Source organism: Pantoea sp. DY-15 (assembly GCF_019795935.1).
Taxonomy (GTDB): Bacteria; Pseudomonadota; Gammaproteobacteria; order Enterobacterales; family Enterobacteriaceae; genus Pantoea; species Pantoea leporis.
Map to the genome: position 1 here is coordinate 109,732 of NZ_JAIMIF010000009.1, position 22,806 is coordinate 132,537.

Annotated in this window: 18 protein-coding genes; 10 read left to right on the forward strand and 8 right to left on the reverse strand. The window is 54.5% G+C overall.

What is annotated here, in order from left to right; translation table 11 throughout:
* The first annotated feature begins 20 nt into the window (after positions 1 to 20).
* Genes spoT through recG form a run of 3 tightly spaced genes read left to right on the forward strand, consistent with a single transcriptional unit; the run spans position 21 to position 4,906 of the window.
* Complete coding sequence (spoT, locus tag K5Y32_RS24465; RefSeq protein ID WP_101760709.1) at positions 21 to 2,132, forward strand: bifunctional GTP diphosphokinase/guanosine-3',5'-bis pyrophosphate 3'-pyrophosphohydrolase; 2,112 nt, start codon at positions 21 to 23, stop codon at positions 2,130 to 2,132.
* Between the two features lie 3 nt (positions 2,133 to 2,135).
* Positions 2,136 to 2,831 (forward strand): tRNA (guanosine(18)-2'-O)-methyltransferase TrmH, encoded by a 696-nt coding sequence (gene trmH, locus K5Y32_RS24470; RefSeq protein WP_210081773.1) that lies wholly within the window; start codon positions 2,136 to 2,138, stop codon positions 2,829 to 2,831.
* Entirely contained in the window at positions 2,828 to 4,906 is a 2,079-nt protein-coding gene (recG, locus tag K5Y32_RS24475) for an ATP-dependent DNA helicase RecG (RefSeq protein WP_222186117.1), read from the forward strand. The genes trmH and recG overlap by 4 nt, the downstream gene beginning before the upstream one ends.
* Here recG and K5Y32_RS24480 read toward each other — a convergent pair.
* Entirely contained in the window at positions 4,903 to 5,388 is a 486-nt protein-coding gene (locus K5Y32_RS24480; RefSeq protein WP_222186118.1) for a MarR family winged helix-turn-helix transcriptional regulator, read from the reverse strand. The genes recG and K5Y32_RS24480 overlap by 4 nt on opposite strands.
* 70 nt (positions 5,389 to 5,458) lie before the next feature.
* On the opposite strand from K5Y32_RS24480, the gene K5Y32_RS24485 reads away from it, so the two are divergent.
* The 3 genes from K5Y32_RS24485 to K5Y32_RS24495 all read left to right on the forward strand — a co-directional run bounded on the left by K5Y32_RS24485 (position 5,459) and on the right by K5Y32_RS24495 (position 9,674).
* On the forward strand, positions 5,459 to 6,394 hold the full coding sequence (locus K5Y32_RS24485) for a zinc-binding alcohol dehydrogenase family protein (protein WP_222186119.1): 936 nt from the start codon (positions 5,459 to 5,461) through the stop codon (positions 6,392 to 6,394).
* Positions 6,395 to 6,486: 92 nt separating this feature from the next.
* Entirely contained in the window at positions 6,487 to 7,872 is a 1,386-nt protein-coding gene (locus K5Y32_RS24490) for an NCS2 family protein (RefSeq protein WP_008109781.1), read from the forward strand.
* A gap of 122 nt (positions 7,873 to 7,994) precedes the next feature.
* Positions 7,995 to 9,674 carry an AsmA family protein gene (locus K5Y32_RS24495; protein ID WP_222186120.1) on the forward strand — a complete coding sequence of 560 codons (1,680 nt, stop codon included), beginning with the start codon at positions 7,995 to 7,997 and terminating at the stop codon, positions 9,672 to 9,674.
* Between the two features lie 38 nt (positions 9,675 to 9,712).
* On the opposite strand, the gene fabY is transcribed toward K5Y32_RS24495, so the two are convergent.
* The 5 genes from fabY to typA form a co-directional block, all read right to left on the reverse strand.
* Positions 9,713 to 10,660: a fatty acid biosynthesis protein FabY gene (gene fabY, locus K5Y32_RS24500; RefSeq protein ID WP_008109787.1), complete on the reverse strand. Its 948-nt coding sequence runs from the start codon at positions 10,658 to 10,660 to the stop codon at positions 9,713 to 9,715.
* Positions 10,661 to 10,719: 59 nt separating this feature from the next.
* Positions 10,720 to 11,157, reverse strand: coding sequence for a D-aminoacyl-tRNA deacylase (gene dtd / locus K5Y32_RS24505; RefSeq protein WP_222186121.1), 438 nt, complete (start codon positions 11,155 to 11,157; stop codon positions 10,720 to 10,722).
* Positions 11,154 to 12,026, reverse strand: a complete 873-nt coding sequence (locus tag K5Y32_RS24510) for a virulence factor BrkB family protein (protein ID WP_101760717.1) — start codon at positions 12,024 to 12,026, stop codon at positions 11,154 to 11,156. The genes dtd and K5Y32_RS24510 overlap by 4 nt, the downstream gene beginning before the upstream one ends.
* Positions 12,027 to 12,623: a glucose-1-phosphatase gene (yihX, locus tag K5Y32_RS24515; protein WP_101760718.1), complete on the reverse strand. Its 597-nt coding sequence runs from the start codon at positions 12,621 to 12,623 to the stop codon at positions 12,027 to 12,029. It lies immediately after the preceding gene.
* A 184-nt stretch (positions 12,624 to 12,807) separates the two neighbouring features.
* Positions 12,808 to 14,628 (reverse strand): ribosome-dependent GTPase TypA, encoded by a 1,821-nt coding sequence (typA, locus tag K5Y32_RS24520; protein ID WP_008109794.1) that lies wholly within the window; start codon positions 14,626 to 14,628, stop codon positions 12,808 to 12,810.
* 439 nt (positions 14,629 to 15,067) lie between these two features.
* On the opposite strand from typA, the gene glnA reads away from it, so the two are divergent.
* The 3 genes from glnA (at position 15,068) to glnG (ending at position 19,131) form a co-directional block, all read left to right on the forward strand.
* The gene (glnA, locus tag K5Y32_RS24525; protein ID WP_007885243.1) at positions 15,068 to 16,477 is read left to right on the forward strand and encodes a glutamate--ammonia ligase; all 1,410 of its coding nucleotides are present in this window, start codon (positions 15,068 to 15,070) and stop codon (positions 16,475 to 16,477) included.
* Between the two features lie 187 nt (positions 16,478 to 16,664).
* Positions 16,665 to 17,714: a nitrogen regulation protein NR(II) gene (glnL, locus tag K5Y32_RS24530; RefSeq protein WP_008109798.1), complete on the forward strand. Its 1,050-nt coding sequence runs from the start codon at positions 16,665 to 16,667 to the stop codon at positions 17,712 to 17,714.
* A gap of 7 nt (positions 17,715 to 17,721) precedes the next feature.
* The gene (gene glnG / locus K5Y32_RS24535) at positions 17,722 to 19,131 is read left to right on the forward strand and encodes a nitrogen regulation protein NR(I) (protein ID WP_008109800.1); all 1,410 of its coding nucleotides are present in this window, start codon (positions 17,722 to 17,724) and stop codon (positions 19,129 to 19,131) included.
* Between the two features lie 50 nt (positions 19,132 to 19,181).
* Here glnG and hemN read toward each other — a convergent pair whose 3' ends face one another.
* The gene (gene hemN, locus K5Y32_RS24540) at positions 19,182 to 20,555 is read right to left on the reverse strand and encodes an oxygen-independent coproporphyrinogen III oxidase (RefSeq protein ID WP_222186122.1); all 1,374 of its coding nucleotides are present in this window, start codon (positions 20,553 to 20,555) and stop codon (positions 19,182 to 19,184) included.
* Between the two features lie 236 nt (positions 20,556 to 20,791).
* Positions 20,792 to 21,313, reverse strand: coding sequence for a Der GTPase-activating protein YihI (yihI, locus tag K5Y32_RS24545; RefSeq protein ID WP_222186123.1), 522 nt, complete (start codon positions 21,311 to 21,313; stop codon positions 20,792 to 20,794).
* Positions 21,314 to 21,868: 555 nt separating this feature from the next.
* On the opposite strand from yihI, the gene yihA reads away from it, so the two are divergent.
* The gene (gene yihA / locus K5Y32_RS24550) at positions 21,869 to 22,510 is read left to right on the forward strand and encodes a ribosome biogenesis GTP-binding protein YihA/YsxC (RefSeq protein WP_101760721.1); all 642 of its coding nucleotides are present in this window, start codon (positions 21,869 to 21,871) and stop codon (positions 22,508 to 22,510) included.
* The last annotated feature ends 296 nt before the right edge of the window (positions 22,511 to 22,806 follow it).

The window sequence follows — 22,806 nt, forward strand, 5'->3', positions numbered from 1 at the left end:
CAGCACTTCGCAGGTCGCCCTTGTATCTGTTTGAAAGCCTCAATCAACTGATTGAAAAATACTTGCCTGAGGAGCAAATTAAGCGCCTCAAGCAAGCTTATCTAGTCGCGCGTGATGCCCACGAGGGTCAAACACGCTCCAGCGGCGAGCCTTATATCACCCATCCTGTTGCTGTCGCCTGCATTCTGGCCGAGATGAAACTCGACCATGAAACGCTAATGGCGGCGCTGCTGCATGACGTGATCGAAGATACGCCCGCCACTTACCAGGATATGGAACAGCTGTTTGGTAAAAGCGTTGCCGAACTGGTGGAAGGTGTATCCAAGCTCGATAAGCTGAAGTTCCGCGACAAGAAAGAAGCGCAGGCTGAAAACTTCCGCAAAATGATCATGGCGATGGTGCAGGATATCCGCGTCATCTTGATCAAACTGGCTGACCGCACGCACAACATGCGCACGCTCGGCGCGTTACGTCCGGATAAAAAACGCCGTATCGCGCTGGAAACGCTGGAGATTTACAGTCCTCTGGCGCACCGCCTTGGTATTCATCACCTGAAAACAGAACTGGAAGAGCTCGGCTTTGAAGCGCTCTACCCGAACCGTTTCCGCGTGATTAAAGAGGTGGTGAAAGCGGCGCGCGGTAACCGTAAAGAGATGATTCAGAAGATCCTTGCTGAAATCGACGGTCGCTTACAGGAAGCAGGTATTCCCTGCCGCGTAAGTGGACGCGAAAAACATCTCTACTCGATCTACCGCAAAATGCACCTGAAAGAGCAGCGTTTTCACTCGATCATGGATATCTACGCTTTCCGCGTCATCGTGAAAGATCTGGATACCTGTTATCGCGTGCTCGGACAGATGCACAGCTTGTACAAACCGCGTCCCGGACGCGTGAAAGATTACATCGCCATTCCCAAGGCCAACGGCTATCAATCGCTGCATACTTCAATGATCGGCCCACACGGCGTACCGGTTGAAGTGCAGATCCGTACTGAAGATATGGATCAGATGGCAGAAATGGGTGTGGCAGCACACTGGGCGTATAAAGAGAGCGGCGAAGTCAGCGGTACTACCGCGCAGATTCGTGCTCAGCGCTGGTTACAAAGCCTGCTGGAGCTGCAACAAAGCGCCGGTAGCTCGTTTGAATTTATCGAAAGCGTGAAATCCGATCTCTTCCCGGATGAGATCTATGTGTTCACGCCGGAAGGCCGCATTGTCGAATTGCCGGCTGGCGCCACGCCGGTCGATTTCGCCTATGCGGTGCATACCGATATCGGTCATGCCTGCGTCGGCGCACGCGTCGATCGCCAGCCTTACCCGCTGTCACAATCGCTGACCAGCGGTCAAACCATTGAAATTATTACCGCGCCGGGTGCTCGCCCGAACGCTGCCTGGCTCAATTTCGTCGTCAGCTCGAAAGCGCGCGCCAAAATCCGTCAGCTGCTGAAAAACCTCAAACGTGAAGACTCCGTCAACCTGGGTCGTCGTCTGTTGAGCCACGCGCTCGGCGGCAGCAAGAAGCTGGCAGAGATTCCGGTTGAGAACATTCAGCACGAACTTGAGCGCATGAAGCTGACCGCCATCGATGATTTGCTGGCAGAAATCGGCCTGGGCAACGCCATGAGCGTGGTGGTGGCAAAGAACTTGCTGCAGTCAGGCAGTGAAGAGCCGCAGAGCAACAGCAAACGCAAAAAGCTGCCGATCAAAGGCGCGGATGGCGTGCTGATTACCTTTGCCAAATGCTGCCGTCCAATTCCTGGTGACCCGATTGTGGCGCACGTTAGTCCCGGAAAAGGTTTGGTGGTGCATCACGAATCCTGCCGTAACATCCGTGGCTACCAAAAAGAGCCTGAAAAGTTCATGCCGGTTGAGTGGGATAAAGTGACCGACCAGGAATTTGTCGCAGAGATTAAAGTCGACATGTTCAATCATCAGGGCGCACTGGCGAATCTGACCGCGGCAATCAACACTGCCAGTTCCAATATTCAGAGCCTGAATACCGAAGAGCGTGATGGTCGCGTGTATAGCGCCTTTATCCGCCTCACCGCGAACGATCGCGTCCATCTGGCGAATATTATGCGCAAAATCCGCGTAATGCCGGACGTGATCAAAGTTCACCGCAACCGTAATTAGCCCATGAACGCTCAACGTTTTGCCCGAATTCAGGAGATGCTGGCCCTGCGCCAGCACGATCTTACCGTTTGCATGGAACAGGTGCATAAACCGCATAACGTCTCGGCAGTGATCCGTACCGCCGATGCGGTGGGCATTCATGAAGTGCACGCCGTCTGGCCAAGCGTGCGTATGCGCACCATGGTTTCCGCTTCGGCCGGCAGCAACAGTTGGGTGAAGGTTAAAACGCATCAGCATATTGCAGATGCAGTGCGTCATCTGAAGGATGAAGGCATGCAGGTGCTGGCGACTAATCTGTCCGCCAAAGCGGTAGATTTTCGCGACATCGATTACACCAAACCGACCTGCATTCTGATGGGTCAGGAAAAAACCGGTATTACCGCTGAAGCGCTGGCGCTGGCCGATCAGGACATCATTGTGCCGATGGTCGGCATGGTGCAGTCGCTCAATGTCTCGGTGGCTTCCGCGCTGATTTTGTATGAAGCGCAGCGTCAGCGACAGAACGCCGGCATGTATCAGCGCACCTATAGCCTGCTGGATGAAGATGAGCAGCAGCGTTTGCTATTCGAAGGCGGTTACCCGGTGCTGGCACGCGTCGCCAAGCAGAAAGGCCTGCCGTATCCGCACATCAATGGTCAGGGCGAAGTAGAAGCCGACGCCGAGTGGTGGGCCACCATGCAATCTACAGGTAGAAAATGAAAGGCCGTCTGCTGGATGCCATCCCGCTCAGTACCCTGACCGGCGTCGGCGCCAGTCAGGCGGGCAAGCTGGCCAAACTTGGCCTGTTCACCATTCAGGATCTACTGCTGCATCTGCCACTGCGTTACGAAGATCGCACCCAACTGTATAAAATCAATGACCTGCTGCCCGGCGTTTATGCCACGGTGGAAGGTGAAGTGCTGAGCAGCGAAATCACTTTTGGTCGCCGCCGCATGTTGGTGTGCCAGATCAGCGATGGCAGCGGCATGCTGACCATGCGCTTCTTCAATTTCAATGCCGGGATGAAAAGCAGCCTGGCGCCGGGCCGCCACGTTACCGCCTATGGCGAGATTAAGCGCGGCCAGCGCGGTGCAGAAATCATTCATCCCGAGTATCGCGTGCAGGGCGAACAAGGTGGCGTAGAGCTGCAGGAAACCCTGACGCCGGTTTATCCCACCACCGAAGGCATTCGCCAGGCGACATTGCGCAATCTCACCGATCAGGCGTTGACGCTGCTGGAGAGTTGCCCGATTGCCGAGCTGCTGCCATCGGAACTGAGCGGCGGGCTGATTAGCCTGCCGGATGCCCTGCGAACGCTACATCGTCCACCGCCGGATCTGCGTCTGAGCGAGTTGGAAACCGGCCGCCATCCGGCACAGAAACGCCTAATTCTGGAAGAGCTGCTGGCGCATAACCTCAGCATGCTGGCGGTACGCGCCGGTGCACAGCGCCATCATGCGCTGCCGATGACGGTGCGCCACGAGCTGGCTGATCAACTTCTGGCGGCGCTGCCCTTCTCGCCAACCGGTGCGCAAAAGCGCGTGGTGGCAGAAATCGAAAAAGATTTGGCCAACGATTTTCCGATGATGCGTTTGGTGCAGGGCGATGTCGGCTCCGGTAAAACACTGGTAGCCGCATTGGCGGCACTGAACGTCATCGCACACGGCAAACAGGTAGCGCTGATGGCGCCGACCGAACTGCTGGCCGAACAGCATGCCAACAACTTCCGCCAATGGTTTGCACCGCTGGGAATTGAAGTGGGCTGGCTGGCGGGCAAGCAGAAAGGCAAAGCGCGCGAAGCGCAGCAGGAAGCCATTGCCAGCGGCCAGGTTGCGATGGTGGTCGGCACCCACGCGCTGTTCCAGGAGCAGGTGAAATTCAACGGCATGGCGCTGGTGATCATCGACGAACAGCACCGCTTTGGCGTACATCAGCGCTTAGCATTGTGGGAAAAAGGCGAGGAACAAGGCTTCCATCCGCATCAGCTGATCATGACCGCCACGCCGATTCCGCGCACGCTGGCGATGACCGCTTACGCCGATCTCGATACCTCCACCATCGACGAATTACCGCCAGGTCGTACGCCGGTGACCACGGTGGCGATTCCCGATAGCCGCCGAAGTGAGATCATCACGCGCGTGCAAAGCGCCTGTCACGAAGGGCGTCAGGCATATTGGGTATGTACGTTGATTGAAGAGTCAGAAGTGCTGGAAGCGCAGGCGGCGGAAGCAACCTGGGAAGAGCTGAAAGTGGCGCTACCCGATTTGCAGGTTGGCCTGGTGCATGGCCGCATGAAGCCCGCCGAAAAACAGGCGGTGATGGCGGCGTTCAAGGCCAATGAAATCCAGCTGCTGATCGCCACCACGGTGATCGAAGTGGGCGTGGATGTGCCGAATGCCAGCCTGATGATTATCGAAAACCCTGAACGTCTCGGTTTAGCTCAGCTGCATCAGCTGCGCGGTCGCGTGGGCCGTGGTGCTGTCGCCTCACACTGCGTGTTGTTGTACAAAGCGCCGCTCAGCAAAACCGCGCAGAAGCGGTTGCAGGTGCTGCGCGATAGTAACGACGGCTTCGTGATTGCTCAGCACGATCTTGAGATTCGCGGTCCGGGTGAGATGCTCGGCACACGTCAAACCGGCAACGCCGAGTTTAAAGTGGCGGATTTATTGCGCGATCAGGGCATGATCCCCGAAGTTCAGCGCGTGGCGCGTCATATCCACCAGCACTATCAAGAGCAGGCGCAGGCACTTATTGAGCGCTGGCTGCCGGAAACCGAGCGCTACAGTAACGCTTAATCCGCCATCCTGGTTTTATCGATGGCAATAAAATCCCCGACAAATTTCTGCAGCAGACGCGCCAGCTCGGCGCGCTCTTCATCCTGCCAACGGGCAAACAGGTTCTGATAGATCTGCGCGCGCGCCGCATCGATTTTGTCAGTCATCGCTTTACCTGCCGCAGTGATCACTGCTTCATTCACCCGTTTGTCTTTGGCATTTTTCTGGCGCTGCGCCAGCCCTAACTCCTCCAGCTTCGCCACCTGACGACTGACGGTGGTGTAATCGCGTCCGGCCCGCTCCGCCAGCTCCACCACGCCAATTGGCCCGAAGCGACCGATTTGAATCAGTAGTGGAAACAGCGCGCGGTCGAGCTGAATATTTGACTCTTTTATCAATAATTCATCGCGTTGCGGACGATTGAAAGTTCCTACAATCATCAGCAGCGCGTTGTGCAGATCATCAAATGCAGCATCATTATGTGTATTTTGCACACTTTCCATTGACGTTATCCTGAGGTAAGCCTAATGTGTGCATATTACACATAGTTTCCACTTAACTGAAGGTGAAAGCATGAAAGCAGCGATAGTTTCCGCGGCAGGTGAACTGCCCGTTTACGGTGATTTTCCTGAACCACAGGCCGATGAAAACCATGTGGTGGTGACAGTGAAAGCCGCCGCCGTCAGCCAGCTGGCAAAAGCACGCACCGCCGGTACGCATTACAGCGCGGCCGCGCACTATCCCTTTATTACCGGCATTGATGGCACTGGCACGCTGAGCAATGGCGATGCGGTTTACTTCCTCGCCTTTAATGCGCCGTGGGGCAGCATGGCAGAAAGAACCTTAGTGCCCGCCGCAAGCATCGTTTCGTTGCCGGCCACACTGGATCCGGTGCTGGCAGCGGCGCTGGCGAATCCGGGCATGTCATCCTGGGCGGCGTTATCCCGACGCGCTCAGCTGCGCGTCGGTGAAACCGTGTTGATCAATGGCGCAACTGGCACGTCGGGCGGTTTAGCGATGCGTATTGCACAGCATCTGGGTGCAGGCAAAATTATCGCCACCGGCCGTAATCGCGCCGCGCTGGATCAACTGCGCACTCAGGGCGCCGACCTCACTTTCACGCTGGATGAACTGCCGGGCGCATTACCGGCGTTGATGAAAGAAGGCGTTGATGTGGTGCTGGATTATCTGTGGGGACAGAGCGCACTCGATATCATGCACGCCGCCGTGGCGGGCGGTGAAAAAACGGTGCGCTTTGTGCAAATCGGTTCCTTAAGCGGACAGGAAATTACCCTGCATAGCAAACTGCTGCGCTCGTCCGGGCTGACATTAATGGGCAGCGGCCTCGGCAGCGTGTCGGATAAAGAGTTGATCGCCTGCATCGGCGAAATGCTGACGGCCGCCGCCGAGAGCGATTTTTCGATCGCCTTCCAGATGCGCTCGCTGAGTGACGTCGCGCTGGCGTGGCCGGAAGATGATAGCCGCTGCCGCACGGTGTTTACGCTCTAAATCAACAGAAGTAAAAAGGGGTATTGCAAACGATTGCTTTCACAACGCAACCGTTTAAAATCGTCCCTTTGTTGTAATTGAGAACGTCCACCATGTCCGTCAACACCGCTGAAACTCGCCAGCCTGCCAGCGCTGCAAGCCCGAAAAGTGAACTGATTTACCGCCTCGAAGACCGTCCACCGTTACCACAAACCTTGTTTGCTGCCTGCCAGCATTTGCTGGCGATGTTTGTCGCGGTGATTACGCCTGCGCTGCTGATTTGCCAGGCGCTGGGTTTACCGGCGCAGGATACGCAGCACATCATCAGTATGTCGCTGTTTGCCTCGGGCGTGGCATCGATTCTGCAAATCAAAACCTGGGGACCGGTGGGTTCCGGCCTGTTGTCGATTCAGGGCACCAGTTTTAACTTCGTGACGCCGCTGATCATGGGCGGCATGGCGCTGAAAAATGGTGGCGTTGATGTGCCGACCATGATGGCGGCGCTGTTTGGCACGCTGATGGTGGCGTCTTGTACCGAAATGGTGCTGTCACGCGTGTTGCACCTGGCGCGCCGCATCATTACGCCGCTGGTTTCCGGCATTGTGGTGATGATTATTGGTCTGTCGCTGATTCAGGTCGGTTTGACCTCCATCGGCGGCGGCTTTGCTGCGATGAGCGATCACACGTTTGGCGCTCCGAAAAACTTGTTGCTGGCGGCTTCGGTATTGGTGGTGATTATCCTGCTTAATCGTCAGCGTAATGCTTATCTGCGTGTGGCCTCGCTGGTGATCGCCATGGCGGTAGGTTATGCGCTGGCCTGGGCGCTGGATATGCTGCCTGCCACCAGCACGCCAGCCGATCAGCCGCTGATTGCCGTGCCATCGCCGCTCTACTACGGCCTGGGCTTTGACTGGAATCTGCTGATTCCGCTGATGCTGGTGTTTATGGTGACTTCGCTGGAAACCATTGGCGACATCACCGCGACCTCTGATGTTTCCGAGCAGCCGGTGAGTGGCCCGCTGTATATGAAGCGTCTGAAAGGCGGCGTGTTGGCCAACGGGCTAAACTCCTTTGTCTCGGCGCTGTTCAATACTTTCCCGAACTCCTGTTTTGGCCAGAACAACGGCGTGATTCAACTTACCGGCGTTGCCAGCCGCTATGTGGGGTTTGTCGTGGCGCTGATGCTGATCGTGCTTGGCCTGTTCCCAGCCGTGAGTGGTTTTGTGCAGCATATTCCAGAACCGGTGCTGGGCGGTGCCACCATTGTGATGTTTGGTACCATCGCCGCATCTGGCGTGCGCATCGTTTCGCGTGAACCGCTGAATCGTCGTGCCATCATGATTATCGCACTGTCGCTGGCGGTAGGTTTGGGCGTTTCTCAGCAGCCGCTGATTCTGCAATTTGCCCCGGACTGGCTGAAAACCCTGCTTTCCTCTGGCATTGCGGCGGGTGGTATTACCGCCATCGTGCTGAACCTGATCTTCCCGCAAGAAAAGTAATCCTGCAGGCAGGCTTCGGCCTGCCTGATATTTATCCGCATTTACATCCAGGCTGTTGAGCTGTAACGGTAATTCAGGCATAACAACCACTCACCGGATAAATATCGGGATGGATGAGTGCGATGAAATTTTTAGGCAAGTTTTTCCTTACCTTACTGCTGCTAATTCTGCTGGCGCTGGTAGTGCTGTATGTGTTGCTACAAACACAATGGGGCGCAGGTTGGTTTAGCCGCTGGGTAAGCGATAAAACCGCCTGGCATCTCTCTCTCAGCAAGATTGAGCACGACTTTTCCTCCCCTTCGCATATTATTCTCGATGACTTCAGCTTTGGTCATGATGGTCAACCCGCCGTATTGGTGGCGAAACGCGTTGATCTTGGCCTTGCGCTGGTTCAGTTCAGCGATCCACTGCACTTCAACAGCATCGAAGTGCGCGACGGTGAAATCAATCTCGCCAATCAAGCGCCTGATACCACGCTGCCGATTCAGGCCAATCGCCTGCAGCTGAATAATGTGCGTATTGAGAATCCGCATAGCGCGTTGCCGATAACCGCTCAGCGCGTGAACGGCGGTCTTCTGCCGTGGAAACCGCTGCCTAACGACGTGCTGGGCAGCGATGCGCAGTTCCAGATCAGCGCCGGCACCCTGACGCTGGATGGCGTACCGGGCAACAACGTGCTGCTGCAGGGCAGTATCAAGCAACGTCGTCTGGTGCTGAGCAATATCGGCGCCGATCTGGCGCGCGGTTCAATGACCGGCAACGCCGAGCGTGATGCGCAGGGTAACTGGAAGATCGATCAACTGCGCCTCAACGATATCCGCCTGCAAACCCATCAAAGCCTGAGCGACTTCCTCAATCCGCTGCGCGATGTGCCTTCAGTGAGCATCAACCGTCTGGATATGACAGATGCGCGCCTGCAAGGACCTGATTGGGCGGTGACCGACCTCGATTTAACCCTGAAAAATGTCACGCTGCGCGGCGATGATTGGGAGAGCGATGGCGGTTCTCTCTCCATGAATGCCGGGAATTTTATTAACGGCGGCTTTGAGCTCAACGATCCTATCGTCAATGCCGATCTCTCGGCGCAGGGCATCGCGCTGACGCAGTTCAGTTCGCGCTGGGTGAATGGCGTGGTGCGCGCCAGCGGCAACTGGTCGCGCAGCGATAAACGTTTGACGCTGGACGAACTGGCGATCGCCGGGCTGGAATACACCTTGCCGCAAAACTGGCGCGAACGCTGGCAGCAAACCTTACCGGACTGGCTGGATAGCGTGCTGATAACCCGCGCTACGGCCAATCGCAACCTGATTATTGATATCAATCCGGCGTTCCCGTTCCAGATGACGTCACTGGATGGCAGCGCGAATAATCTGCTACTGGCGCGTCAACATCAGTGGGGAATCTGGTCCGGTAAAGCCAGCTTCAACGCGGCCGAAGCCACCTTCAATCGTACCGATCTGCGTCATCCGTCCATTGCGCTGAATGCCAACGATCAACAGATTCAGGTAACGGAATTGAGCGCCTTTAACGGCAGCGGTTTACTGGAAGGATCAGCAACGGTTGGGCAGGATGCGCAACGTCCGTTGACGCTGAATCTGAAAGGCCAGGCTGTGCCGGCAAACGTGCTAGGCAATTGGGGTTGGCCAACGCTGCAGTTGAGCGGTAACAGTAATTTACAGCTGCAGCTGAAAGGTTCGCTGAACGCCAGCGCGCCGCTGCGCCCCAGCGTGGATGGCACGTTGTCGGTAACCACCGATGCGCAGTCGGTGCAGCAGACGATGCGGGACGGGCAGGTTCAATAAGGGTTCAACAAGGTCGCCATGAATGGCGACCCTACATGCTAGTTGATACGGGCGCCGGAACCGCCCTCTTCCAGCGCTCCGTCAGAATCGGCGGGCAGCACGATATACACTCCTTCGAATACCGCGCCCAGCTCATCATCCCCGAACAGCTCCACTTCCATCTGCACGCGCGCTTTGCGGCCACGCGCCAGACGATCAAGATCGCCGCTGAGCGAGCCGAGATCGGCAATCGCGCCCGGACGGCCGCTGATCGGTTTGCTGTAGCGAATATGCGCATCCGCCAGAATAATGGTGCCACCGAGATGGCGCTCGCGCAGCAGCAGCCAAATTAACCCCCAGCCGGTGAGCGTAGCGAGCGAGAACAAGCTGCCCGCAAATAGGGTGTGATGGGGATTCTGGTTGCCCGCTTCGGGCATGGTGGTCACGAATTTCTGCCCGGTGTATTGCAGAATGCGTACGCCCATTTTTTCACTCAGCGGGATGTGCTCGTACCAGGCTTGTTGCAGCTGCCCGCACCAGTCGGCGCGATGCAGAATATCGTCGAGCGTCACAACCGGTTTAATCATCAGGAAGTGGCGCACCGGCGTGGTTTGCGGCGCGGTGATTTCGCCCTGATTGACGTAGCCGAGCTTGGCAAAGAATTCGACGGCGTCTTCACGCGCGCTACAGGTGACGCGTTTTGCTCCTTCCTGACGCGCGACCGATTCCAGCGTCATCGCCACCAGCGTGCCAAGACCTTTGCCCTGTACAGAAGGATGCACGGCGAGAAAGCGAATCGCGGCTTCGTTCTCGGCATTGATGTACAGACGGCCGATTGCCACCGGTTTGCCTTGCTCATCCACCACCATTTGATGATGCGCCAGCGCATCCCAGGCATCACGCTCAGAACCCTGCGGCTGACGCAGCGGCTTTCGTAACATTTCCCAGCGGAACTGGTAATACATATCCAGCTCTTCCGCCGTTTGCGGTACGCGAAGATGATACATAAAGTGATTCTCTCGTTCGAAGCTTGCGTGGCTAAGTCCTTGCCGCTCGGCTGAAAACTTCACACCTGTAACCAAAAGGTCACCGGACCATCGTTTACCAACGAAACCTGCATATTGGCGGCGAAGCGCCCGTTTGCAGTGGCCACACCCTGTGCTCGGCAGCAATCGCTAAAGTATTCATAGAGGCGCTCGGCTTCCGCCGGTTCTGCACCACCAGAGAAAGAGGGACGCATCCCTTTATTGGTATCCGCGGCGAGAGTGAATTGCGACACCACCAGCACGCTGCCACCCGCCTGCTGCACATTGAGATTCATTTTGTCATTCTCATCCGCAAAGATGCGGTAGCCCAGCACGCGCTCGGTTAGACGCTGCGCTTTTTGTTCGTTGTCGCCCTTTTCCACACCCAATAACACCAATAACCCATTGCCAATTTCGCCCACTATCGCGTCGTCAACGCTGACACTGGCGCGGCTGACACGCTGAATCAAAGCAATCATGTTTCCTCACGTTCTTTTTCGCGTTCCTGCTGTTTTAGCTGGCGATAGTCATCCAGCGTGACGGTGATTTCCGCGCCTAACAACACAATACACCACGACCAATAGACCCAAAGAAACAGAATCGGGATGACCGCCAGAACGCCGTAAATTAACTGATACGAAGGGAACATCGTAACATAGAGCGCAAAGCCTTTTTTGCCCAGCTCGAACAGCAATCCGGCAACGATGGCGCCGATCAGTGCATCGCGCGTGGGCACGCGCCGCGTCGGCACAATGCTGTATAGCAGCCAGAAAGCGAGGATCGAGAGACACAGCGGGAATATGCGCAGCAGATGATCGATCAAGCTGGTGACGCCCGTGACGTTCACCCAGCGCAGCGACAACAGATAGGAGCTGAGCGCTAAGCTTGCGCCGGCCAGCAGCGGGCCGAGCGTTAAGATCATCCAGTAAACAGCAAAGGAGTAGACCATTGGACGCGGTTTATCGCTGCGCCAGATGGCGTTCAACGCGCTGTCCACCGAATGCATCAGCAGCAGCGCGGTGACGATCAACCCCACAATGCCGACCGCCGTCATCTTATTGACGTTGGCGACGAACTGGTCGAGATAACGCTGAATCACGTCGCCCGTTGCCGGAATGAAGTTGGTAAAGATGAAGTTCTTCAACTGCACGCTGATGTCCGAGAACATCGGAAAAGCAGCAAACAGTGCGAACACCACGGCAATCAGCGGCACCAATGCCAGCAATGAGACGTAGGCGAGATTCCCCGCCTGTGTCGTCATGTTGTCATCGTCAACGCGTCGCCACAGCAGTTTTACCCACAAATAAAAGGCATGCGCCGAATGGCGCAGATGTCGATGGTTCAGCACTCAGAGACGACCCGCAAACCAGTCCGGCACGGTTTTCTCATCAACCACCAGCACGCTCTCAATGCCGAGTGCGCGCGCAGCGTCGATATTGGCCTGATTATCATCGAAAAATACCGCCTGATCGGCCTGATAACCTTCGTGCTGCAGCACATAGTTATAGATGCGTGCTTCCGGCTTACGCATGCCGATATCCTGCGACATATAAAGATGATCGGCCGCCTGTTGAACATCGGGATATTGGGTTGGCCAGAACTCGAAGTGCAGCTGATTGGTATTGGACAGGATCACCACGCGCTCGCCATTGGCACGCAGCTTGTTCATGATCGCCAGCGTTTCCGGACGCACGCCGACAAAAACCGCCTGCCAGCCAGCAGTGAATTGCGGATAGCTCAGCGCGATATCCAGCTGGTCGCAAATGCGCGCAGCGAATTCTGGATCGCTGATTTCGCCACGTTCGTGTTTCTCAAAAGCCTCATCCATGCGGAAACGACTTTGTAGCGTGGATAACGGCACGCGCCCTAAGTCGCTCCAGACGCCGAGCACACGATTGAAATCGATATCAACAATCACATTGCCTAAATCAAAGATGTACAGCATGACGCCTCTCCTTTTCGTTCCCTGGATCATTCACTTTAGCGGCAAAAGTGGGAGCTGAACAGGGACGAGGGGCGGGAATTCAGTAATCTGGAGGCGGAGGCAAACTTCATTAAGCGAGCGTTGCAGCGGGTTGCAGGCATAAAAAAGCCCCGCAGGTGCGGGGCTCAATATCAGACTGTTTCGCTTACTCTTTGCTGCCGCGAGAAGAACGTTTACGATCGTTCTCGGTCAGATGACGTTTACGAATACGGACTGACAGCGGAGTCACTTCTACCAGTTCGTCATCATCGATGAACTCGATAGCCTGTTCCAGCGTCATTTTCTGCGGTGGAACCAGAGTGGTGGCTTCGTCAGTACCTGACGCACGCATGTTGGTCAGTTTCTTACCGGTCAGACAGTTTACTGTCAGATCGTTAGAACGGCTGTGAATACCGATGATCTGGCCTTCATACACTTCCGCACCGTGACCGAGGAACAGCTTGCCGCGATCCTGCAGACCGAACAGGGCGAACGCTACCGCTTTACCCTGACCGTTCGAGATCAGTACGCCGTTCTGACGCTGGCCCACTTCGCCCGGACGAACATCGTCGTAGTGGCTGAAGGTGGAGTACAGCAGACCGGTACCTGAAGTCATGGTCATGAATTCGTTACGGAAGCCGATCAGGCCACGGCTTGGGATCATGTAGTCGAGACGTACACGGCCTTTACCATCTGGATCCATGTTTTTCAGGTCGCCTTTACGCTCACCCATCGCTTGCATCACAGAACCCTGATGGGTTTCTTCGATGTCGAGGGTCACGTTTTCGAATGGCTCCTGCTTACGGCCTTCGTGCTCGCGGAAGATAACTTTCGGACGGGATACCGCCAGCTCGAAACCTTCACGACGCATGTTTTCGATCAGAACCGACAAGTGCAGCTCACCACGACCGGAAACGCGGAACGCATCCGAATCTTCGGTTTCTTCAACGCGCAGTGCCACGTTGTGTACCAGCTCTTTGTTCAAACGCTCCAGGATCTGGCGCGAGGTCACGAACTTACCTTCTTTACCGCAGAACGGTGAGGTGTTCACGTTGAAGAACATGGTAACGGTTGGCTCATCGACGCTCAGGGCTGGCAGCGCTTCCACATTCTGCGTGTCGCAGATGGTGTCAGAGATGTTCAGCTCGCCCAGACCGGTGATGGCGATGATGTCGCCCGCTTCCGCCAGTGTGCTTTCGATACGCTCCAGACCCAAGTGGCCCAGCACTTTACCGACTTTACCGTTACGGGTTTTGCCTTCGCTATCAATGATAGTGACCTGCTGGTTCGGCTTCACGGTACCGCGCTTGATGCGGCCGATGCCGATCACGCCCAGATAGTTGTTGTAGTCCAGCTGCGAGATCTGCATCTGCAGTGGCGCTTCAACTTCAACCTGAGGTGGAGAAACGTGGTCAACGATCGCCTGATACAGCGGGGTCATGTCGTCAGCCATGTCGGTGTGTTCCAGACCCGCGATACCGTTCAGCGCCGAAGCGAAGATGATCGGGAAGTCCAGCTGCTCGTCAGTCGCATCCAGGTTAACGAACAGGTCAAATACCTGATCAACAACCCAATCAGGACGCGCGCCCGGACGGTCAACTTTGTTGATAACCACAATCGGCTTCAAACCATGAGCAAATGCTTTCTTGGTTACGAAGCGGGTTTGCGGCATAGGGCCATCCATCGCATCTACAACCAGCAGCACCGAATCCACCATGGACATGACGCGCTCCACTTCACCACCGAAGTCGGCGTGTCCTGGGGTATCAACGATGTTGATACGGTAGTCATTCCATTTGATGGCGGTGTTTTTTGCGAGGATGGTAATCCCACGCTCTTTCTCCAAATCGTTGGAGTCCATTACGCGCTCAGTCGCTTCGGTACGAGCATCAAAAGTACCGGACTGTTGGAGCAGCTTGTCAACCAGGGTGGTCTTACCATGGTCAACGTGCGCGATGATGGCGATGTTACGCAAATTTTCGATCACAGCTTTGCCTCAGGCATTATAGAAATAACGCGGTATTGTACACGGATTAAGCGGAAGACTGAACATGATCACAGATTTCGCCGAAAGTTTCTTATAGCGCTGGTTTTTAGCACCGTTTACGGTGCATTAATCTGCACTGCGATAGTAATTTGCACCAAATTGGTGCTTAACTTCACCTGTGGCGCACCATAACGATGCATGCAATCCATCCTGGTGCAGCCTTCGACTCACGAAAGGGCGCATTGTAGCGCCATTTTCGCCATTGTCATAAAGTTGGCACAGAATTCGCTTTATATATTTTAAGCGAAAACGACAGTTATAAAACGGTTGAAAGAGCTTGCCGAGATCTTTGGTTAGGAGTGGTCAGCAGTCGTGACACATTCCCGGCAACGAAGTTCTCTCACCATGACGATAATGACCATTTCCAGGAGAGTTGAGTATGTCCGCTGAACACGTTCTCTCGATGATGAACGAGCATGAAGTTAAGTTTGTTGACCTGCGTTTTACCGATACCAAAGGTAAAGAACAGCACGTTACTATCCCTGCTCACCAGGTTAACGCTGACTTCTTCGAAGAAGGCAAAATGTTCGATGGCTCCTCCATCGGTGGCTGGAAAGGCATTAACGAATCAGACATGGTGCTGATGCCGGATGCAACCACTGCAGTCATGGATCCGTTCTTCGAAGACTCGACCCTGATCATCCGTTGCGACATCCTTGAGCCAGGTACACTGCAGGGCTACGACCGTGACCCACGCTCCATTGCTAAGCGTGCAGAAGAGTTCCTGCGTTCTTCAGGCATCGCGGATACCGTGCTGTTTGGACCAGAGCCAGAGTTCTTCCTGTTCGATGACATCCGTTTCGGTTCTTCTACTTCAGGTTCACACGTGGCTATCGACGATATCGAAGCAGCCTGGAACACCGGTAAAGAGTACGAAGGCGGTAACAAAGGTCACCGTCCAGGTCTGAAAGGCGGTTACTTCCCAGTGCCACCGGTTGACTCAGCACAGGACATCCGTTCTGCCATGTGTCTGACCATGGAGCAGATGGGTCTGGTGGTTGAAGCACATCACCACGAAGTAGCCACAGCTGGTCAGAACGAAGTGGCAACCCGCTTCAACACCATGACCAAAAAAGCTGACGAAATTCAGATCTACAAATACGTGGTGCACAACGTTGCTCACGCGTACGGCAAAACAGCAACCTTCATGCCTAAGCCAATGTTCGGCGATAACGGTTCTGGTATGCACTGCCACATGTCTCTGTCAAAAGGCGGCGTGAACCTGTTCTCTGGCGACAAATACGGCGGCTTGTCTGAAACTGCTCTGTTCTACATCGGCGGTATCATCAAGCACGCTAAAGCGATCAACGCCCTGGCGAACCCAACCACCAACTCTTACAAGCGTCTGGTCCCAGGCTACGAAGCACCCGTTATGCTGGCTTACTCTGCCCGTAACCGTTCTGCTTCTATCCGTATCCCAGTGGTTGCCAGCCCGAAAGCACGTCGTATCGAAGCACGCTTCCCGGATCCAGCGGCTAACCCATACCTGGCATTCACCGCGCTGCTGATGGCCGGTCTTGATGGTGTTATCAACAAGATCCACCCTGGCGATGCGATGGACAAAAACCTGTATGACCTGCCACCGGAAGAAGAAGCTGAGATTCCAAAAGTTGCAGGTTCTCTGGAAGAAGCACTGAACGCACTGAACGAAGACCGCGAGTTCCTGACCCGTGGCGGCGTGTTCACTGATGACGCTATCGATGCGTACATCGAACTGCGTAAGCCAGAAGTTGACCGTGTGCGTATGACTCCGCACCCAGTTGAGTTCGAACTGTACTACAGCGTTTAATTTAAAAATTTCAGCTCCCTGTTCACGCACTCTTTTTGCTGCGTGAACAGCCTGAAAGATTTTTAATTGCCGTGGAAACTTTAGCCCATCTCCGGATGGGCTTTTTTCTCCGCGCATTCATGGTTCGAAGCACAGATTTCCGTCCTGAAAGGCTATAATGCACTAAATTAGTGCAGAGGAACGCTGTATGGCAACTGGCACGCTGCCCGACGCGGGGCAGATTCTCAACTCCCTGATCAACAGTATTTTGCTGGTCGATAACGATTTAGTTATCCATTACGCCAATCCGGCGGCTCAGCAATTACTGGCGCAAAGCTCACGTAAATTGTTCGGCACGCCATTACCGGAATTAACCGGCTATTTTTCGCTGAATATTGAGGTGATGAGCGAGAGTCTCGGAGCTGGCCAGGGCTTTACCGATAGCGAAGTCACTCTGGTGGTTGATGGCCGCGCGCACATTATGTCGCTCACGGCACAGCGCTTACCGGATGGCTTTATTCTGCTGGAAATGGCGCCGATGGATAATCAACGTCGTCTTAGCCAGGAACAAATTCAGCATGCTCAGCAGGTCGCTGCCCGCGATTTAGTGCGCGGTCTGGCGCATGAGATTAAAAACCCGCTGGGAGGATTACGTGGCGCCGCGCAGCTACTGACTCGCGCGTTACCCGATCCTTCCCTGCATGAATATACGCGCATCATCATTGAGCAAGCCGACCGCCTGCGTAATCTGGTTGATCGTCTGCTTGGCCCGCAACAGCCGGGCTTGCACGTAACGCAAAGCATTCATCAGGTTGCCGAACGCGTGGTGAATCTGGTGTCGATGGAGCTGCCGGATAACGTTTCGCTGGTGCGCGATTACGACCCAAGCCTGCCGGAACTGCCGCACGATCCCGACCAGATTGAACAAGTGCTGTTGAATGTGGTGCGAAACGCGCTGCAGGCATTGGGCGATGAAGGCGGCACCATTGTGATTCGTACGCGTACCGCCTTCCAGCTCACGCTGCACGGCACGCGTTACCGCTTAGTCGCGCGTATTGATATTGAAGATGACGGCCCAGGCATTCCGGCCCAGCTACAAGATACCCTGTTCTATCCGATGGTTAGCGGACGCGAAGGCGGCACCGGTTTAGGTCTGTCCATCGCCCGTAGCTTGATCGATCAGCATTCAGGAAAAATAGAATTTAACAGTTGGCCAGGTCACACCGAATTCTCGGTTTACCTGCCTATTCGCCAGTGAGGTTTCTATGCAACGAGGGATAGTCTGGATCGTCGATGACGATAGCTCCATCCGCTGGGTGCTTGAAAGGGCACTCACTGGAGCCGGTTTGAGCTGTGCAACCTTTGACAGCGCTAACGAGGTATTGGACGCGCTCGCAAGCAAAACCCCAGACGTATTATTGTCAGACATTCGTATGCCTGGCATGGATGGACTTGCGCTGCTGAAACAGATTAAGCAGCGCCATCCGATGCTTCCGGTGATCATTATGACCGCGCACTCCGATCTGGATGCCGCCGTCAGCGCTTATCAGCAAGGTGCGTTTGATTACCTGCCAAAGCCGTTTGATATTGATGAAGCGGTCGCACTGGTTGAACGTGCGATTAGCCATTATCAGGAGCAGCAGCAGCCGCGTAATCAGCCCGTCAGCGGCCCAACCACCGACATTATCGGCGAAGCGCCGGCAATGCAGGATGTGTTCCGCATCATTGGTCGTCTTTCACGCTCCTCAATTAGCGTGCTGATCAATGGTGAATCCGGTACCGGTAAAGAGTTGGTGGCACATGCGCTGCATCGCCACAGTCCACGCGCGAAATCTCCTTTTATCGCGCTCAACATGGCGGCGATTCCCAAAGATTTGATTGAATCAGAGCTGTTTGGTCACGAGAAAGGCGCGTTCACCGGTGCCAACCAGATTCGTCAGGGACGTTTTGAGCAGGCCGATGGCGGCACGCTGTTCCTTGATGAAATTGGTGATATGCCGCTTGATGTGCAGACCCGCTTATTACGCGTATTGGCCGATGGCCAGTTTTATCGCGTTGGCGGTTATGCGCCGGTGAAAGTGGATGTGCGTATCATCGCGGCAACCCACCAGAATCTTGAGCTGCGCGTGCAGGAAGGCAAATTCCGTGAAGACTTGTTCCATCGTCTTAACGTGATTCGTGTTCATCTGCCGCCGCTGCGTGAACGACGCGAAGATATTCCGCGCCTGGCGCGTTACTTCCTGCAGGTTGCTGCACGTGAGTTAGGGGTGGAAGCGAAGATTCTGCATCCGGAAACCGAAACCGCGCTGACGCGTCTGCATTGGTCCGGTAACGTGCGCCAGCTGGAAAACACCTGTCGCTGGTTGACGGTGATGGCAGCTGGCCAGGAAGTGTTGATTCAGGATCTGCCGCCTGAACTGTTTGAATCCAGCACGCCAGACAATCCGGTGCAATCGTTGCCGGACAGCTGGGCTACTCTGCTGGCGCAGTGGGCAGATCGCGCCTTGCGTTCCGGTCATCAAAACCTGTTGTCGGAAGCACAGCCGGAGATGGAGCGCACGCTGCTCACCACCGCGCTGCGTCATACACAAGGGCACAAACAGGAAGCGGCACGCTTGCTCGGCTGGGGACGCAATACCCTGACGCGTAAGTTGAAAGAGCTGGGGATGGAATAACGCGCACGTTTTGCGTTTTGAAACCGGGGAGCGAATAGGCTCCCCGTTTTTTATATCACTCGTGAGAACTGCTGCATGCGCACCTTTTGGCGCATATATACATCGAAGCACATACAGATGTTACGAATCAGCAACCGACCGATGCCGGTAACGTGCAGGCTGCGACCGCGCTGCTCCACCAATCCATCTGTCACCAGCGGCGCTAACAGCGCTAAATCCTCGGCAAAATAGTGTTCAAACTCAACCGAGTACTGCGCCTCTATCGCGGCAAAATCCAGTGCGAAGTTGCAGATTAAGGCTTTAATCACATCACGGCGCAAACAATCATCGTCACTCAACGTAAGCCCGCGCCACAGCGCATTGCCGCGCTGCTCGATCTCTGCGTAATAGTCTTTCAACTCTTTGTGATTTTGCGCATAGCTGTCACCCAGCATGCTGATGGCCGACACGCCCAAGCCGAGCAAATCGGTTTCGCCCTGTGTGGTGTAACCCTGAAAATTACGATGCAGTTCGCCGGCGCGTTGTGCGACCGCCAGTTCATCATCCGGACGCGCGAAGTGATCCATGCCGATAAACTGATAACCTTCGCCGGTTAAGGTGGCGATGGTTTCCTGCAGGATCTGCAGTTTCTGTGCTGCGCCTGGCAGCTCCTCATCTTTAATTTTGCGCTGCGCAGCGAACAGCGTAGGCATGTGAGCATAGTTGAAGACGCTGAGGCGATCGGGATTGAGTGCAATAACGCGCTGTAAGGTGAAGGCGAAGCTTTCCGGCGTTTGCAGCGGTAAGCCATAAATCAGATCAAGGCTGACCGAACGGAAGCCTTGCTCACGCGCACGCTGCACCAGAGCGAAGATGGTTTCTTCATCCTGCACGCGATTCACGCGCTCCTGTACCGCTTTATTAAAGTCCTGCACACCCATGCTCAGCCGATTAAAACCTTCCGCGCGCAGATGATCGATCATCTCCAGTTTGATTTCACGTGGATCAACCTCGATCGACATTTCGACGTCATCGGCAATCGTAAAATGCTCGCGTAGCAGCGCCACCAGCCGGCTCACCTGCTGCTGGTTGAGGAATGTCGGCGTGCCACCACCCCAGTGCAATTGAGTGACGCAGCGGCCCGCAAAGAAGGGCGCACGCTGACGGATTTCCTGCTCCAGCACATCAAGGTAGCGATCGGCTTTATGCAGCTGGCGCGTCACGATTTTATTGCAGCCACAAAAATAACAAAGCCGATGGCAAAACGGGATGTGCACATACAGCGATAACGGACGATCGGGATAGCGTTGCACGGCTTGCTGAAAATCTGCCTCACCAAATTTCTCACTGAATTCGAGCGCGGTGGGATAAGAGGTATAACGTGGGCCAGCGTAGTTGTATTTTTCGATGAGGCGCTGATCCCAATCAATCTGCTGCGATGACATGCTCACTCCTTACGGTGACGTCGTCTGAGAGAGGGTCGCGTAGCTGAAGAGTGGACGAAGCGATGAGCTGAACGCCGACGTAAACGCGACTTAAGACGCGACAGGCGGCGTAGTTTAAACAATAACCAGAGCAGATAACATGTCAGCAGCAGCGCGAAAATTGATCCAGGCCAAAACATAGGTGAATACCTGTTTAGCGCGGCATGCGCGAAAACGCATGCCGATCAAAATTTGCCTTAATTACCTTTTAGCAGGCGCATCATATCTTCTTCAGCCTGCTCATCTTCCGCTTCGTCATCCAGCGCGATGCCCAGCGTTTCCATCAGCTCATCGATGCGGTCTAAGGTTTGATCCAGCCAGGCCTGATCTTCGCCACTCAAGGTTTCACCGTTTTCCAGGCGATCCAGCAGCGTATCCAGACGTTCGTCATTTTCCAGCTTCGCCAGCTCGTCTTGCGGCGTCAGGCGAACTTTTTCTGCTTTTGGCTTTGGTTTCGCTTCAGGCTTTTTTGCCGGCTGGGTTTTACCATCAGCAACTAATGCGATCGGCTTTTTGCTGCCCAGGCGTGGATCCTGAGCTTTTTTACCCTGACCTTTGCCAGCGGCTTGCGTTTCAGGATTGGCGCGGCTGCCAGATTTATGGCCGCTATGTTTTTTATCGCGTTTGCGATCGCGCGCTTCCTGATTAAGGTCTTCACGCGATTTGCGTTTGGCTTTCGCAGCAGGTTTGCCACGCGGGGCTGATGCAGGTTGCTTCATGGTGTCCGGTCTCGGCGGTGCTTTGTGAGTTCAGTATAGAATTGCGGCGAAATCTAGCAGAAAGTAAGCAAAGAAAAAAGGCGATAGCCTATGCTATCGCCTTTTATCGCACCTTCATATGAAGGAAACACTGAATAAATCCTTTACGGCTCACAACGTCCCGGTTGCTCCATCGCCACATCGCTCCTGCGATTAATCCCTGTCCTTGTTCGATTCCTGCCTGAATCGCTTCCCGCCATGCTCTTGGTCATCCCCGACACTCCTGAGCTCATCATCCTGATGGGTGCTGCCGTGCACTGACAACAAATGTAGACTAATAGGTAAAATGAACAAGTGAGACTTGTCTCTATTTTAGAGTGGCATTTCCTAAATTCATTTCAAATCATTGAAATATAACATCTAAATGGATTGTTAATATTCAATGAAGCGGTAATCGCTGGCAGTAAAAATCATAGATCTCTTACAAAATGGCGCATTTGGACGCTATCGGGCACTTTTGCGCCATTACAGGTATAATCAGCCCAATTGCCCGATTCATTTTGCTGGAGTTTCACTTTGTCTGCTTTGAACTATCACATGACCCATTTCATGCTCAGCGCCCCCGATATTCGCCACTTACCGGCGGATGTGGGTATTGAAGTTGCTTTTGCCGGGCGCTCGAATGCAGGTAAATCCAGCGCGCTGAACACCATCACTAACCAAAAAGGTCTGGCCCGTACCAGTAAAACGCCAGGTCGTACTCAGCTGATTAACCTGTTTGAAGTGGTTGAAGGTAAATGTCTGGTCGATTTACCCGGTTATGGCTATGCCCAGGTTCCGGAAGAGATGAAGCGCAAATGGCAGCGCTCGCTGGCGGAATATTTGCAAAAACGTCAGGCGCTGAAGGGTCTGGTGGTATTGATGGATATTCGCCATCCGCTGAAAGACCTCGATCAGAACATGATTGAATGGGCCGTGCAGAGCCAGATTCCCGTGCTGGTCTTACTGACCAAAGCCGACAAACTGGCATCCGGCGCACGTAAAGCACAGCTGACGATGGTGCGCGAAGCGTCGCTGGCCTTTAACGGTGATGTGCAGGTGGAAATGTTCTCGTCGCTGAAGAAGATGGGCGTTGATATTGTGCGTAAGAAGCTGGACAGCTGGTTTAGCGAACTAGAGCCAGCGCAAGAAGGCGACGGCGAAGAAACAGCAGAGTGATTTTGTTGCGGCTTTTGAGAAAAAGCCCAATAAAAAACGCCCCAGTCATAAATGACTGGGGCGGCTAAATATTCAGCCAAATCCGATTACGTGAAGTAAAAGGTCTGAAAGATAGAACATCTTACCTCTGTACCCTACGCGACAAACTCTACCTGATTTTCAGCGCCCTACAAAGGGTTTTTTGTTGTTAAGTTTCAGGATTCGACATCTTTTTTACTAAGCTCATCACACTTTCACGCGTTCGATGTAGTTTAATTACTAAAAAAATGCTTAGACGATAGGCAGTTACAAAACGC